Origin of the sequence: Leptospira ellinghausenii (assembly GCF_003114815.1) — a bacterium.
In the GTDB taxonomy this organism is placed as follows: domain Bacteria; phylum Spirochaetota; class Leptospiria; order Leptospirales; family Leptospiraceae; genus Leptospira_A; species Leptospira_A ellinghausenii.
The window spans coordinates 952,602-967,866 of sequence record NZ_BFAZ01000009.1 but is presented as its reverse complement, the minus strand read 5'-3'; the positions used below and the strand labels follow the sequence as shown (position 1 = coordinate 967,866).

13 protein-coding genes are annotated in these 15,265 nt (G+C 37.7%); 5 read left to right on the top strand and 8 right to left on the bottom strand.

Going from position 1 to position 15,265, the window contains the following annotated elements; all coding sequences use genetic code 11:
* The 7 genes from DI076_RS13045 to DI076_RS13015 form a co-directional block, all read right to left on the bottom strand.
* Positions 1-420 (bottom strand): ExbD/TolR family protein, encoded by a 420-nt coding sequence (locus DI076_RS13045; RefSeq protein ID WP_108960243.1) that lies wholly within the window; start codon positions 418-420, stop codon positions 1-3.
* 22 nt (positions 421-442) lie between these two features.
* Entirely contained in the window at positions 443-1,282 is an 840-nt protein-coding gene (locus tag DI076_RS13040; RefSeq protein ID WP_108960242.1) for a MotA/TolQ/ExbB proton channel family protein, read from the bottom strand.
* A gap of 85 nt (positions 1,283-1,367) precedes the next feature.
* Positions 1,368-2,144 carry a cobalamin-binding protein gene (locus DI076_RS13035; RefSeq protein WP_108960241.1) on the bottom strand — a complete coding sequence of 259 codons (777 nt, stop codon included), beginning with the start codon at positions 2,142-2,144 and terminating at the stop codon, positions 1,368-1,370.
* A 7-nt stretch (positions 2,145-2,151) separates the two neighbouring features.
* A complete protein-coding gene (locus DI076_RS13030) occupies positions 2,152-2,847 on the bottom strand; it encodes a potassium channel family protein (RefSeq protein WP_108960240.1) in 696 nt (231 codons plus the stop codon).
* Positions 2,848-2,851: 4 nt separating this feature from the next.
* Entirely contained in the window at positions 2,852-4,669 is a 1,818-nt protein-coding gene (locus DI076_RS13025) for a TrkH family potassium uptake protein (protein WP_108960239.1), read from the bottom strand.
* Positions 4,666-5,358: a hypothetical protein gene (locus DI076_RS13020; protein ID WP_108960238.1), complete on the bottom strand. Its 693-nt coding sequence runs from the start codon at positions 5,356-5,358 to the stop codon at positions 4,666-4,668. The genes DI076_RS13025 and DI076_RS13020 overlap by 4 nt, the downstream gene beginning before the upstream one ends.
* A gap of 30 nt (positions 5,359-5,388) precedes the next feature.
* The gene (locus DI076_RS13015; RefSeq protein ID WP_108960237.1) at positions 5,389-6,699 is read right to left on the bottom strand and encodes an amidohydrolase family protein; all 1,311 of its coding nucleotides are present in this window, start codon (positions 6,697-6,699) and stop codon (positions 5,389-5,391) included.
* 41 nt (positions 6,700-6,740) lie between these two features.
* On the opposite strand from DI076_RS13015, the gene DI076_RS13010 reads away from it, so the two are divergent.
* Both DI076_RS13010 and DI076_RS13005 read left to right on the top strand, forming a co-directional pair.
* Positions 6,741-8,072, top strand: a complete 1,332-nt coding sequence (locus DI076_RS13010; RefSeq protein WP_245918419.1) for an MATE family efflux transporter — start codon at positions 6,741-6,743, stop codon at positions 8,070-8,072.
* A gap of 15 nt (positions 8,073-8,087) precedes the next feature.
* On the top strand, positions 8,088-9,839 hold the full coding sequence (locus DI076_RS13005; RefSeq protein WP_108960235.1) for a patatin-like phospholipase family protein: 1,752 nt from the start codon (positions 8,088-8,090) through the stop codon (positions 9,837-9,839).
* 89 nt (positions 9,840-9,928) lie between these two features.
* Here the strand turns inward: DI076_RS13005 and DI076_RS13000 are convergent, their stop codons facing one another.
* Positions 9,929-10,927 carry an SPFH domain-containing protein gene (locus DI076_RS13000; RefSeq protein WP_100716247.1) on the bottom strand — a complete coding sequence of 333 codons (999 nt, stop codon included), beginning with the start codon at positions 10,925-10,927 and terminating at the stop codon, positions 9,929-9,931.
* 53 nt (positions 10,928-10,980) lie between these two features.
* On the opposite strand from DI076_RS13000, the gene DI076_RS12995 reads away from it, so the two are divergent.
* The 3 genes from DI076_RS12995 to gmd all read left to right on the top strand — a co-directional run bounded on the left by DI076_RS12995 (position 10,981) and on the right by gmd (position 15,256).
* Complete coding sequence (locus tag DI076_RS12995) at positions 10,981-12,732, top strand: DUF1553 domain-containing protein (protein ID WP_439957294.1); 1,752 nt, start codon at positions 10,981-10,983, stop codon at positions 12,730-12,732.
* Between the two features lie 9 nt (positions 12,733-12,741).
* Positions 12,742-14,037 carry a DUF1501 domain-containing protein gene (locus DI076_RS12990; RefSeq protein WP_108960234.1) on the top strand — a complete coding sequence of 432 codons (1,296 nt, stop codon included), beginning with the start codon at positions 12,742-12,744 and terminating at the stop codon, positions 14,035-14,037.
* 202 nt (positions 14,038-14,239) lie between these two features.
* On the top strand, positions 14,240-15,256 hold the full coding sequence (gene gmd, locus DI076_RS12980; protein ID WP_100725525.1) for a GDP-mannose 4,6-dehydratase: 1,017 nt from the start codon (positions 14,240-14,242) through the stop codon (positions 15,254-15,256).
* Positions 15,257-15,265 lie beyond the last annotated feature (9 nt).

Genomic DNA, 15,265 nt, shown 5'->3' with positions numbered 1-15,265 from the left:
TTATTTCTTCTTTCTCACTGAGATTTTTTCAAATCCGCGAAGTTGAACTGCTGATAAAGCATCCAACATCTTTGCATATTTGGTATCACCGGTTGTAACAATGAGTGCTAGTTTGTTTTTAAGATCTGGGATTTCCATTTGGTTCAGGTCATCACGAAATTCTTGTAAACTAACGTATTCTTTGGTTCCGAAAGCTGGGTTACGCATCTTGTATCTGTCTTGAGTGACTAAAATTTCATATACATTTTTGCGTAAAAATGGCTGTGGTTCGGATTGTTTGCGAGGAAGGGAGATATTGAGTCCTTCCTTTACAAAGAATACTGCTGTTACCATAAAAAATACCAAGAGTAGAAAGGCAATATCCGACATGGATGCTGCCGAAATTTCCTCTAGTTCTTGTTTTTTCTTTAACTTAATCATGGTTAGTTTCTTACCGTATGTTTTACGCTTTTTTTCCGGCTTTCAGTTTTAAGTATTCTTTGTAGATTTTGTTTGCTGCTTCTTCTACTTCAGATGTAAAAAAACCAACTCGGCCTTGTAAGTATTGGTAGAATGTCATTGCAGGAATCGCAACGATAAGACCAGCAGCTGTTGTAATGAGGGCTTCTTTGATACCACCAGCAACTACTTTTGCGTTTACTTGGTCAGCATTTGCAATTGCATCGAATGCATTGATCATACCAGATACAGTTCCAAGGAATCCGACAAGTGGTGCAATGGTTGATACTGCAGAAAGAACAGTGAGTCCTTTTTCTAAAAGTGTCATCACTTCACCTGCTTCTCTTTCGATACCAGCAGCAAAAATTTCAGGATCGTTTTGAGAAACTTCCATACCATTTTTTAATACGTCAGTGATTTTTTGGCCTTCGTTTGCTTTTAAGAATTCATCAACACCTTGCATACCAGAAGCATCAATGGCATCTTGTAAGTCTTGGTTGTAACCTTTTCTAATTAATTTTGCGGTGAAGAAAAAGTACATCCTTTCGAGGATCACTCCGAAACCAACAATAGAAGAAAGTAAGAGTGGCCACATGGACCATCCACCAGTTACAAATAATTTTACGAGTCCGATTTCTGAATCTTGCGTAGGAGTTTGTTCTGGTGCTTGTGCTACTGGTGCAGGGGTTTCCTGTGGTGCTTCCGTTGTTTGCGTAGTTTCTGTGCTAGGTGTTGTAGGATTCGCTTGTGCTTCGATTTTTCCAACAATTGTAAAAATTGTGATAAGTGCGATCACAAAGGACAAAGTGATATTTTTCTTTGCCAGGTTACATGAAACGTTCATGAATGTCTCCATATCTGATTGATATGTTTCAAATCTAGAATATCTCTGTTACATTTAGATGACAGATGGATGACAAAGAGGGTAATTAAGCTTTTGAAAATAGGTCTCTGAGTTTTGGAATCCCTTCTAAAAACAAAGCAGGACCTGGTTGTAATATAATGCTCGGGTCCAACTCATAAATTCGGTTGTTTTGGATAAAACCCGTTGATTGCCATTCGGGTTTGTTTTTCACCCAATCCCAGTCCATATCCTTCCCACACCAGGAGCCAACATAAATGTCGGGGTTTGCGTCTTTTACATCATTCGCTTGGATGATTCGGTCTTTCGCTAATTTGCGATCTTTGAGATGGGAAAAACAATCGATTCCACCGGCCAAGGTGATGGCTTCACTTACCCATTGGATTCCCGTGATGATGGGTTCATCCCATTCCTGGAAAAAAACAGTGGGTTTTTTAGGAATGGATTCATTTTCCTTTTGCCAGGTTTGGATTTGTTTTTCCCAACCATCCGTGATGGATTTGGCTTTTTCAGACTGACCTACTAGGTTTCCGATGATTTGCATATTGCAGATAATTTCATTGATAGAACGTTGGTTGAAGATGAGAACATTTAACCCACGTTCAATAAGATCTTTTGCGAGTTGGCCTTGGATATCAGAAAATCCAATGACAAGATCTGGTTCAAGTGAGAGTATTTTTTTGATATTTCCACTGATAAAAGCGGAAACTTTTGTTTTTTCTTCTTTGGCACGGACAGGCCTTTCCGTATAAACCGAGATTCCTACAATTCTCTTTTCTTCACCTAACAGATAAATCATCTCTGTTGGTTCTTCTGTTAAACAAATGATTCTTTCTGGACCCATTTGATTTTTAGGTCTCTAAAAACTTTGTAAGATCTGTTTGAGATCCAAATAAAACAACGATGTCATCTTCGCGGAGAACAGTATTTCCATGAGGAATCCCTAATATTTTCTCTATTTTTGAATCAGATGTGCGTTTTGAATCTTTATTTGTAGTTGGTCGTTTGATTGTAATCACATTGATGTTGTATTTGTGTCTAAGGTCTGCATCAGCGATTGTTTTGTTGATGTATCTGCTGGGAACGGTAACTTCGACTACGCTATATTCATCTGATAATAAAAAACTCGATCGCATTCCTGCAAAAGAAAAAGTTTCTGCCATACTTTTCGCTGCTCTTTCTTCAGGATTGAATAAATCGCGTATACCTAAAAGTTCTAAAACTTTTTTTTGAAGTTCAGTTTGGTATCTGGCATAAATTAAACTCACTCCAGATTTTTTTAAACTATCAGCACAAATGATGGAAGTTTCAAAATCGTCGGCTAATGCAATTACAGCATAATCAACATCACCAATTCCTTGAGAACGGAGAGCATGTTCATCTGTTGCATCCAATGTAACAGCTACTGTTACAAAATCTTTTATCGAATCTATAACGATTGGATCTTTATCTATTGCAATGACTTCGTGTCCATCCTCAAAAAGATAACGAACAAATAGTTTTCCAAAACTTCCAATTCCAATCACTGCAATTTTTTTTCTTTGCATAGTATCAACCAACCACTACATATTCTTTTGGATATTCGTATGAAATATGATCTACTTTCTTAGATACGGCAATTAGTAGAGTTAAGATTCCTACTCTTCCTACAAACATCACAATACAAATTAAGATTTTTCCAAAATCCGATAAATGAGGAGTAAGACCTCTTGTTAACCCAACAGTCCCAAATGCCGATACTACTTCATAACATAAGTCAATAAAATGGGCATTTTCTGTGAGTAAAAGACAAAAGATCGCTATAAAAATAACAAATAGAGATAAGACAATCGTTGCACTTGCTCTTGCAATTGTAGAATTAGCAATCGTTCGGTGTCCAATTTCCATTCTTTCTTTTCCTCGAATCTGATTGCTAATATTCATAAACGAGATTGCAAGTGTAGTTGTTTTGATCCCTCCACCAGTTGAAACTGGCGAAGCTCCTACCCACATCAGAAAAAATGAAATGAATGTCATTGGGTATCCCATTAAAGATAGATCAAAAGTATTAAAACCAGCTGTCCTTGTGGTCACCGAATAAAATAAAGAATGAAATAATTGTTTCTCAATCGGTAGACCTTTTAAGGATAATTGACTCTCAAGGAAATAACAACTAACTGTTCCGAATATTAGTAAGAAACCCGTTACGAAAAAAACGAGTTTGGATGTAATTGACCAGCGAAACTTAGGTTCAAACGGATTTAATAATTTTGTACGTAACTGGTAGATAACGGGAAAACCCAAACCACCAAAGACGATGAGTAACATAATGATGGATAAAAATCCTTCGGATTCTTTAAAGGCATCCGTTGCCAATCCATTCGGCATTAAACTAAAACCTGCATTACAAAATGCAGAAATTGAATGAAACACTGAATAATAAATTTTTTCAGGTAAAGGAAGGGGATAGTTTTTTGGAAAACTATAAAATAAAAATACCGCTCCAATCAGTTCGATGGCTAAAGTTTGTAATGTAATTTGTTTTAAAATTTCTTTTGCACGACCCATTGTTTCTTCTGAAAGAAGATCTTTGATCATTAAGGTATCACTCACTGAACCTTTTCCTGTTAAAAAAATGGAAAAGAAACTAGTGAGAGTCATGAGTCCTAGTCCACCAACTTGAATGAGTAGTAAAATTACAAGCTGACCAGTGAGTGTAAATTGACTACCAATATCAACCGTTGATAAACCTGTCACACAAGTTGCACTAATCGTAGTAAAAATGATATCGATTGTATTTACGTGTTCGAGAGTTGATTTAGGAAAATGTAAAAAACACACTCCAACAAAAATGATAACTGCAAAGGAAGTGACAAAAACGATTGATGGATTGAGTTTTTTAGAATCTCTTTTTTTGGATAAACGAAAGAAGTGAGCTAAATTGGAAAATAGAAATAAAAACTGATTTGCTGACAAAAAAATCAATGTAGTGTCATTACCAGAAATATGATAGGATTTTAAGATTTGAATGATATTTTCCTCATAGATCATTTCTAATCCTAACATTAACAAGATGGTAAGTTCAATCTTGTGTATGTTTAAAAATTCCTTCCATTTTTTATTTGTAAAAGTTAAGTGTAAAGTTTCATAACCAATAAAAAAACTAACGAGAGTTCGAATGGAGATAGTAACATATGGTTTCCATTCTTCTGGATAATAAAAACCAAAATCTAAAATTAAAATAGTAATCGACAAAAAACCAAAAAATATGTAAAACACTCTGCCTATAGGCCGTAGGTATTCCATATAAAATTTACGAATTTCATATCTTTGGACTTGTAAGTATTGAAGTAGATGATGTAAAAAAACAAAAATACGTTTGGACTTCAAGGTTTAACGTCTGCTAGTTGCTTTTTCTTTTCTCGATGTTCTTCGAGTCTTTTTTGATCAACATACACATTGGCACCAGAGAGGCCAAGTGATCCAGTGATGAGAATCCCACTGGCAACAGCTGATTTTTGTAGGGCGACTGGTAATAAAGCGACTCCGCCAGCAGAAGCGATCAAAGCAAAAGGTAAAGTTAAAAAGAATATGATGTAACCTCTACGAAATTTTGTTTCTTCATAAACTGCATCTTCATCAAATTCTTCTTTTTGTTTTTTCTTTAACTCTTGTTTGGTTCTACTTTTTTGCAATTGGTTTTGTAAGGCTTGCTCATTGATTTCACCAGTAAGAGGGTTAATGGGAGAATTTTGAGCATTGCTCAAACTATAAGGATTGGATGCATTCTGACTGGAATTGGCAGGAGTTCGGGAATTCATAAGTGCACCAGCACCTGGTATGGATTCAATCCCACTGTATTGCGTTTTCGCATTTTTTGGAGTTGCGAGGACTGGTGTTTCAAATTTAGGAGGAAGGGTGACATCCTTCAGAACATTTGATTCGGGATCGGAATTTGGGATGTTTCTTAGGTCATAATTATTTGTATCGTAAAAGCCTTCTTTGGTTTGCCCATAAACGGGTCCAAACACCATAGTAAAGACAATCATTGGCACAAAAAATTGGGAAAAAATCCGCATACATTCCAGTTTACTTGATCCTTGTGAGGGTCAATCCAAATCACGGCCTGAAAGTTTCGTGGAGCGGTAGTCCAATGAGACAGAACGTATCAACTCCAGGTCTTTTTCTGAAACTCCTGCTGTATGCGCATGTTGGTATTCCTCTTCCATCGTTGTACCAAATAAACCGGGATCATCTGATCCAATGGTAATTTTGACATCGTTTTGTAAAAACCGAGTGATAGGATGATCAATATGGGATTCTAACATTCCTATGTACAAATTCGAGGAAGGGCAACATTCGATAACAACATTTGTTTTTGCAATTTTTGACATCGCATAGTTTTGGAAGGTGTGAAGGTATTGGGACTGTGTTTCATCAAAAGGAATGGTCAGTATTTCTGTATCAGGTTTAGTTTTGATTTCTTTTCGTTTTAGTTCTAGTTCTTCTTTGGCATAAAACGGACCATAGGTGGTAATTTCGTCATAATACATCAGTTCGTATTCTATTTGGTCTTTTGCTTCTGAAACAAGTTCTGTGCGTTCCTCTCCTAAAAAATAATCAGAATCAATACCAAGTGCAAGAGCATGTCCAAGTCGATGTGCGCCATTTTCAGCCGATTCGATGATCCAACGTACTGCAGAGAAAGGAGTTTTGTCTCGAAAACTTTCGCCTACGTGGTAGAGGATGGACAATGCAGTTTTGGGTTCTGCCTTATTGTCTTTATTGATTGAATGAAAAAAAGATTGTTTATGTTTTGGAGGATAACCTTCTTCAATATGACAGAAGTCAATGCCAACTAGTCCATCACGAATGAGAGATTCTTTTTCCATCCAGTTTTTCATCCAATCATAATGCCTTTCAAAATTTAGATCTCTATGTAAAGACATCACCAGTTTGGCTTGGATTGGTTTTCCTGCCTTTTTTGCTGACTCTTCTCCCTTTTTCAAACCTTCAAGTGAAGCCATTAGTTTGGTATAAAAACTTTCCTTGGGTTCTTCTTTTCCAAACATCAATCGATATTCAGCATAACTTATGTCTTCTAAACTATTTGAAAAAACGACATCATGGGAGACTTCCGTTATTTCCCTTTCATCAAACTTAACTAAGGCGATGATCAAATTAAACTTTGCTTGGAAATGCAAAAATGGGGCTTTTTCTTTAAAATGATAAAGTTTCGAAAATTCTTTTATGTCTGAATAATCATCGAAGAAGGTCGAAGGACGAATTTTAATTCCATAAGCTTTTTCATATGACTCTAAGTATAGGTGCCATCTTGGGTTTGGATTATTTTTTCCAATGCGAAACAAAGTTTCAGGGGGTAAACATCCATAAAGGTGGTTGTGTAGATCGATATACATATAAAAATGACAAAACTATGCTTCACAAAATTAGACGCATCTTGAAGCCAACTAGACTCAATCAGAAAATTCTAGGTTTAGCAATCCCTGTTTTTTTTGGAATGATCAGTTATACAGCCATTATGGTAGCGGATACTGCTATGGTAGGTAAGTTAGGGGAAGTGCCTCTTGCCTCTGTTGGATTTGGCGGTATGGTGTACTTTTCCATCTTTGCATTTCTCATGGGTGGTTCCATGGCTGTTCAAATCATCGTAGCACGAAGATTTGGCGAGAAGAATGAGAGAGGAGTTGGAATCACCCTTGTCAATTCAATTTACTTATCATTGGTTTTAGGTTCTTTATTATCATATTTCGGATACATATATGCTCCGAATTTAATGGCTTGGATCGGTGACGATCCTGAGGTGATCGAAGTTGCAGGAGTCTATTTATCCTACCGATTTATTGGAACCGTTTTATTTTTTGTAGGTTTCGCTTTACGTGGATTTTTTGACGGAATTGGTATTGTACAAGTTGGGATGATATCCTCAATTGTCGCGGCTGTTACGAATATCTTTTTTAACTGGTTACTGATTTTTGGAAACTGGGGATTCCCTGCGATGGGAGTCAAAGGTGCTGCGATTGCATCTAGTTTGAGTTCAGTGCCATCTCTCCTCGTTGTAGTATTTTATTTCTTTCGAAAGGACGTAATCAAGTTCTTTCGTTACCAAATATTTTCACCTAGTTATGAAATTTTAAAAGAACTTTGTGTGGTTGGTTTTGCACCTGCATTGGAAGGCACACTCGTAAACTTTGCATTCTCTGGTTTTTATAAAATAGCTGGAATGATCAGCACAACAACACTAGCATCTGCTAGTGTTGTGTTAACTTGTCTTAGTTTGTCTTTTATGCCAGGTTTTTCCTTTGGAATTGCAGCTACAACAATTCTTGGACAAGCGATGGGCCAAGGGAAAATTCGTTTGGCCTACGAAGGAACAATGCGATCTGCCACTTTCTCTGCCATTGTGATGGGAAGTATGGGGCTCTTTTTTATCTTAGGTGGGCCATGGCTCATCAGTTTATTTACCGATGTTCCCGCAGTTATGAAAGAAGCATACCCTGCATTGTGCATTGTGGCTCTCATCCAAGTTGGTGATGCTTATCATATGGTTGTTGGTTCGGCACTTCGTAGTGCAGGGATGATGTACTATGTGATGTATGTTTATTTGATTGTATCGTTTCTTATCATGTTGCCGCTTGCCTATTTATTCGGGATTGTCCTAGCGTGGGGAACAATTGGGATTTGGTCCGCATTTTTTATTTGGATTTTGATGATGGCAGTGCTTTTTGTCGGAAAATTTCGTAGGAAGGAGTGGGTAAGTATACGAATTTAATAATGTGAGGGAAGAATGAAACGAACAGAATTAGAACGACAGGCCATACAGAAATTTTTAAAGTCTGTGGAGCTATTCAAAAATCTTCCCAAACCAGTTCTCACTAGACTTGCCAACAATGTCCAAGAAAAACTGATCCGCAGTCACGAGGCTCTCTACTACAAAGGAGAGTCCTCTGAATCCATCTACATCATCCGATATGGAGAGATCATGTTGGAAAATATAGTAGGGCAATCTCACGTCTATGTGGGATCAGGCCAAGTTTTGGCAGAAAATTCGCTCATTTCTAGTTCTAATCATTCCACTTCTGCTATTGCTGTCATTGACACACTTGTCTATGTGTTAAACGGAAAACTATTTTTACAACTTGCATCCCAGGAGAAAGTTTTTGCTCAAAACATCATACAAATGATGGGGACACGGATGCGTGAAAATTTAGATCGTGCTGGGCACAAAGAAAAATTTACCGGATTACGTCGGTTATGTGTACATGTACCTTTGGAACCAGAATATCATTTTGGAGAGAAAATAAAATCGTTTTTAAATGAATATGGAGAGACAACTAAAAAACTTTCCTCAGCGATTCCTATTTCGACATTCAAAGGGATGGATACAACGCAAATATCCGAACATCTAACAAACCTTAGAAGCAAAACTCCTTTACTTCACATTTATTTTGATGAATCAACTTCAAGAACTGATTTACATTACTTAGTTGTTCAGTCTGATTTTTTGGTTTTTTGGGAAGATGATCCCGAGAAGTTTTACAAAGAAAAAGAAGAAATCATTCTGTTTTGGAAAAGCCGAATCCGTAATTTTGAAGGTCGTGCCATTCGCCTTATGGAGAGTGGAGTCAGAAAAAGTTATCTTCCACAAAACCAATCACTGAAAACGTTTTACCAAAAAGATACTTTAGCTCGTTACCTTGTCGCAAAAACAAGAGGTCTTGCTTTGGGTGGTGGTGGTGCGAGGGCTCTTGCACATGTGGGTTTACTCAAAGTGTTACATCGTGAGGGGATCCATTTTGATTTTATTTCAGGTGCATCTATGGGTGCTGTGATTGCGGCATTATATGCTAGAAAAAATACTCCTGAAGAAATTGAAGATATGATTAAAAAATTCTTTGGGGGGCTCGAAAGTGCCTTTGATCCCACTTTGCCAATCGTTGCCTTTTTTAAGGGCAAACGAATGAAACGAATGTTAAAAAAAGGATTTGGAGACCAACGAATCGAAGAATTACCACTTCCATTTGCAACCTCGGCTGTGGACTTACAAACAGGCAAAGAACATATTTTTGACCAAGGCCCGATTACAGAGGCTCTTACAAGTGCAATGAGTTTACCTGGTGCATTTCCTCCTTACAGATTGGGAGAGCAGTTGTTAGTTGATGGTGGTATGATCAATAATGTCCCTGAAAATCTCATACGTTCCAAAGGTGCTGATGTTGTCATGGGAATTAACGTCTCTCCTTTACAGGAAATTGTCCCAGTGAAACTGTTTGAAGACCGCAATACCACTGAAAAAGGTTTTTTCCGTTACATATGGGATACCTTAAAATACCCTCCCATTTTACAGATCATGACAAGGACCATCACATTAGAAGGTAGAGAGATCACTCGACTCAAACGTCCCAAGATGGATTTATTCGTTCATTTCCATTTGGAAGAATTTCAGTTATTTGATTTTGCAAGATACCAAGAGATCATCGATAAAGGGGAAAGAGAAGCAGAAGCTAACTTAGCCGAAATCAAACAATTGTTTTCGTAAGTTTGGAGTTGATTTCCAATCCCACCTAACGGAATGCTTGCGAAAAGTTCGGTAGGATTGGAAACTCAAATGTTAAGAATTTTTTAGAGTTACAAGGACGAAAGAATCTCCTTTTTCTTTGCCTCAAACTCTTCTGCACTGATCAGACCTTGGTCGAGTAAACCTTTGAGTTTGGCAATCCTTGCAGCTGGATCGTTCGCTGCTTGTGCTCCACCAGCTTGGTTTTGTCCGCCTTGGTTCATCATATTGCCCATCATTTGGCCCATGTTCATTCCCATCCCCATGCCCATTCCTGCACCCATAGCACCACCACCTTGGCCTTCGTTTTCTGCAGCAGCTTGGCCAATATCGAACATTTTTTTCTGTTGGTACTTATCACCTAACATATCAATTTCAAATTTGTCTGTGATGATTTTTTGGATCCTTTGGTAGTTTGGATCGTTTTGGTCAAAGTTTACCGATGATACATTAAATTCTGTAAGATCAATGCCATACTTTTCAAATTCGGGTGCAAGTTTCACTCGGCCAGCAGTCGAACTTTCATCACGGTATTTATTGATTTCTACAACAGAAGTATTATTATTCAAAATAACTTCTGAAATAAAATCGCCAATCCCACGTACGATATTTGGTTTTAGAAATTCATCGATCGCTTCATTGGTTGTTCGATTTCCACCTTTCACCACATTCAGTAAAAACGACCTTGAATCTTTGATGCGGAATTTATAGTCACCAAATGCCCGTATATTGAGAACAATTTTATACTTTGGATCTTCAAGAGGAATGGGTGTGGTTGTTCCCCACTTTAGGGCCATAATGGATTTGTTAACATAATACACTTCTGCTGTAAAAGGTGTTTTTCCACCAAACGGAAGATTAACGAGAGCTTCCAAAATGGGAATATTCCCTGTTTTTAAGGTATGAGTTCCAGGTCCAAATGTATCTAGAGCTTTGCCTTCTTTGAAAAAAATTGCCTCTAAGTTTTCATCGACTACAAGTTGTCCCGCCGTGCTGATTTCATCAGATGGGTATTTCCAAACGATTTCACTTGGATTTCCTTCAAATTTAATTCTGTCTATTAGTGCCATGTTTTGTTCCTTATTTTATGTTTTTAAAAAGATTGAGTTTCTTGCTTCGAATTGTGATTCAAACAAAACAGAATGCAGTTCATCCTTTAGATCAACTGTATTTCAAAATATCACCTAATATAGAAAAGGCGGACAAAAAAACAATCTTCCGTCGATTATCTTTACATCTGCGCGGAGTGATTCCAAATGTTTCGGAATGGAGCGAATTAGAAAATTCTAAAGAGGAAACATTAGAATCTTTTGCGGTTCGTTTTTTAAAACAGCCCGAGTTTGCGGAATACTGGGGGAATCAATTTGCTGCCATGTTCCGTGATAAATCAAAAGGGAGAAAAATCCCAACAGGAATTTTTTTCCAATACTTAGCCAATTCCATTCATTCCAATAAACCATACGACCAGTTGGTAACAGAAATGATTCTTTCTACTGGTTCAGTGAAAGAATCGCCAGCCACCATCTTTTACATCCGAGATGGAGCAGATCCTTTACAAACAGCAGAGTATGTTGGTAGACTATTTTATGCAAAACGAGTGGCATGTGCAAGGTGTCATGACCATCCCTATATTTCTGATTTTACAAGAAGAGATTATTATGCACTCGCTGCATTTTTTAGCCAACAATACTTTCGGGATGGTAGTTGGGAAGCCAATCGATATGGAAAAACAGTCAGTTATGTTCCGAGAGAATTAGAAGTTCATTTGCCTATGGAGGAACAAAAAAACCTCCAAGATAAAAATAATGAATGGAACCGAGACAATTGGAACAAATGGACCGACGAACAGAGAAAAGACTACCAAAAAAAACACGAACTTGAATTTGCTACTTTGTATTTCGAACCTAAGTTGGGCCTTCGTTTTCCTCATACAGATGATGCTCCTGGAGGAGATTTGGTAAGACCTAAGTTTTTAGATGGTAAGGAAGCTATCCTAAAACCAGGTGAGGATCGAAGAAAGGTTTTTGCATCATGGTTAACAGACAAATCCAATGACAGGTTCCGTAAGGTATTCATAAACCGTGTATGGACTGAACTCATGGGATGGAGTTTTTTTACACCACTTGATGATTGGAATGAAGACACGGTGGTTCAAGGCGAAGAAATTCTAAACCATTTGGACGCATACTTTTTAGCAAACAAACTAAAACTGAAAGAATTGGTTTTGTACATTGTTACTTCCAATGCTTATATGCGTAGTGTCACAAACCAATCTGGAAAGGATGATCCAATTCAATTTTTTACTCCAAAACGATTGGACAGTGACCAACTCCTCAACTCTCTTATCAGAGTTTCTGACTTACAAAAAGTAGGGAACATCAGAGAACGGAATCTTTCCTTTTTTACCAATCTCATTGGCCAAAAACCGTATGATTTAACAGGAGTAGGTACGATTCGGCTTCCTTTAGACAATCCAAAAGAAATTACAAACGCTGTAGAAGTCGAAAGACCAGCACCTTATCATTCCATACTTTCTGTATTTGGTTCTGGTCAAAGAGTAGATATATCAGATGATATTTCTGAACTTACAATCGAACAGATGTTAACGTTAATGAATGGACGTGTGGTTGGCAAATTAGTCTGGGATTTTGGCAATAACCAATCCCTTGTAAAGGCCGAATTTGATCAGTCCAAATCAATGAACCTAGTGATTCAAAATTTGTACTTTCGATTGTTAGGACGTTTTCCAACAAAAGCGGAAATTGAAAAAATAAAAACCTACCAAACGAAACCAGATACAGTCTTTGACAAAGATTTATTACAAGATCTCTTTTGGGCTCTTTTAAATAGTCAAGAATTCCAACATATTAATTAAGGAACCAGAATGGATCGCAAAGAATTTTTAACAAAAACCATGTTGAGTCTTGGAATGGGATCGTTTCTATTTTCCCAAAATCCATTTGTTTCCCTTCGCGCTGATGAAGATGAAAAAGAACCTGAATCCATAGCTCTCCCATCAAAAGTAAAATCAGTTATCTTTATAGAGATGATGGGTGGGATGAGCCATGTGGATACCTTGGATCCAAAACCAAATAGTGCTTTTGCCAAAGTGCCTTCTAGTATCTCCGGCCTTTCATTACTCGAACCATTTTCTCTCACTGCAAAACAACTCCATTCGATAGGAATCATTCGCTCTACTTGGAGTGAAGATGGAGACCATGGATTTGCACAAATGTTACTTGGAACTGGATACCGAATGACGGAAGCGATGGGATTTCCCGACATTCCTCATTTTGGATCTGTGATTGCCTATGCCAAAAAATCAAAACTTAAATCTTCGTATTTCCCAAGTTATGTGTCGATTGGTGGGAGAGGTGGCAAAAATGGGAATTCTGGATTTTTAGGAATCAATTATTCAGGTTATCATGTGGGGAATGTGGATGAACCCATCCAACATTTAAACCCTTCGTTTGGTAAATTTTCTGATGAAAGGCTTTTCAGAAGAAAAGACTTAGTTTCCTTTATGAACGATGAATTTTCTAAAACGTATCCATCAAAGGAAACAAAACATTGGAAAAAAATGTTAATGGCAGCAGAAGAATTTCGAAATTCAAAAGACATTGATAGTTTTCGAATTAGTTTAGAGGACGAAAAAACAAAAGCCCGTTACGGAACCACTTGGCAAGGAAAGGCAATGTTACTCGCGAAACGCCTCGCCAAACAAGAAGTTCCCTTTATCCATATTTCGATTGGTGGTTGGGATACCCATACAGGTAACAAAGCTCAAATCACAAAAATAATGAAAGACACCGATATGGGAATTGCTGCTCTTCTCGAAGACCTGAACCAAACAGGTCTCATCAAACAAACGTTATTTGTTTTAACAAGTGAGTTTGGCCGTACTCCTGATGTTGGTTCGAGGGATGGACGTGATCACCATCCTAAAGTGTGGTCCACTCTTTTGGGAGGTGGTCCCATTGACAAAGGATTTGTGTTTGGAGAAACAGATGAACTAGGTGCCAAACCAACAAAACCAAATGAAGCCGTCCATCTAAGGGATCTCATCGCGACCATTTACAAAGCAAGTGGAGTGGACCCAGAGGGAGAACTTACCAATTCCTTTGGACGACCTTTTTTACTCACAACGAAAAAAGCCAAAATTATCGAAGATTTGTTTTGAACCAGTCCCCATTTTGGGCAGTTTTCTTTCCATCCTGCCCATTTCACAGAAACCCTCTCTAATTCGTTGGAAGTTTCCTTCGGTATCCCCTAAAACCAAAGGAAACATGGTTTGTTTTGGTGGGAAATTTGGGATTATTCGCCAGACTTTCTCCATTTTTCCTTTTCTTTCGAAAGAATATTGAAAAACTGTTCACTGATCTATGAAAAAAGCACTTATCACAGGAATCACAGGCCAAGATGGTTCCTACCTAGCAGAACTTCTCTTACAAAAAGGATACGAAGTCCATGGTATCGTCCGCAGAACGAGTTTATTCAATCGGAACCGAATTGAACACCTCCATGGAAACCCAAAACTCCATTTACATTATGGGGATCTCACTGATTCTTCCAATCTCAATCGTATTCTTGAAAAAATCCAACCATCGGAAATATACAATTTAGCTGCTCAATCCCATGTTCAAGTGTCTTTCGAAGTACCTGAATACACAGCAGAAGTGGATGCGGTTGGAACATTAAGAATTTTAGATGCGATCAAACAAACAGGCATTAACTCAAGATTCTACCAAGCATCCACATCTGAATTATATGGACTTGTCCAAGAAGTTCCACAGACAGAAAAAACACCATTTTATCCACGATCCCCATATGCAGTCGCAAAGCTGTATGCATATTGGGCAGTCGTGAATTACCGAGAAGCGTACAATTTGCACGCATCAAATGGAATTTTATTTAATCATGAATCTCCAAGACGTGGAGAAACATTTGTTACAAGAAAAATCACTCTCGGTGTTTCGGCAGTGAAAGCTGGCAAACTTCCTTTCATTACAATGGGTAATATTGATTCAAAACGTGACTGGGGTTATGCTCCTGACTACGTTGAAATGATGTGGATGATGTTACAAAAAGAAAAACCAGATGATTATGTTGTGGCTACCAATGAAACTCACACAGTTCGTGAATTCATTGAAGAGTCTTATAAAATTGCTGGGTATGAAGTGGTTTGGGAAGGAAAGGAAGATAACGAAATTGGAAAGGATAAAAAAACTGGCCAAGTCCTTGTCAAAATTGATCCAAAGTACTACCGACCAACCGAAGTGGAACTACTCATTGGAAATCCTGAGAAAGCAAAACGCCAATTAGGTTGGGAACCAAAAGTAAAGTTCAAAGAACTTGTAAAAATTATGATGGAAGCAGATTTAAAAGCACAAGGATTTTAAGCGAGTTCT

Bases quoted from the DNA above. Each gene is read 5' to 3' on its own strand.
- DI076_RS13045 (WP_108960243.1), bottom strand. From the start codon at position 420: ATGATTAAGTTAAAGAAAAAACAAGAACTAGAGGAAATTTCGGCAGCA.
- DI076_RS13040 (WP_108960242.1), bottom strand. From the start codon at position 1,282: ATGAACGTTTCATGTAACCTGGCAAAGAAAAATATCACTTTGTCCTTT.
- DI076_RS13035 (WP_108960241.1), bottom strand. From the start codon at position 2,144: ATGGGTCCAGAAAGAATCATTTGTTTAACAGAAGAACCAACAGAGATG.
- DI076_RS13030 (WP_108960240.1), bottom strand. From the start codon at position 2,847: ATGCAAAGAAAAAAAATTGCAGTGATTGGAATTGGAAGTTTTGGAAAA.
- DI076_RS13020 (WP_108960238.1), bottom strand. From the start codon at position 5,358: ATGCGGATTTTTTCCCAATTTTTTGTGCCAATGATTGTCTTTACTATG.
- DI076_RS13015 (WP_108960237.1), bottom strand. From the start codon at position 6,699: ATGTATATCGATCTACACAACCACCTTTATGGATGTTTACCCCCTGAA.
- DI076_RS13005 (WP_108960235.1), top strand. From the start codon at position 8,088: ATGAAACGAACAGAATTAGAACGACAGGCCATACAGAAATTTTTAAAG.
- DI076_RS13000 (WP_100716247.1), bottom strand. From the start codon at position 10,927: ATGGCACTAATAGACAGAATTAAATTTGAAGGAAATCCAAGTGAAATC.
- DI076_RS12990 (WP_108960234.1), top strand. From the start codon at position 12,742: ATGGATCGCAAAGAATTTTTAACAAAAACCATGTTGAGTCTTGGAATG.
- gmd (WP_100725525.1), top strand. From the start codon at position 14,240: ATGAAAAAAGCACTTATCACAGGAATCACAGGCCAAGATGGTTCCTAC.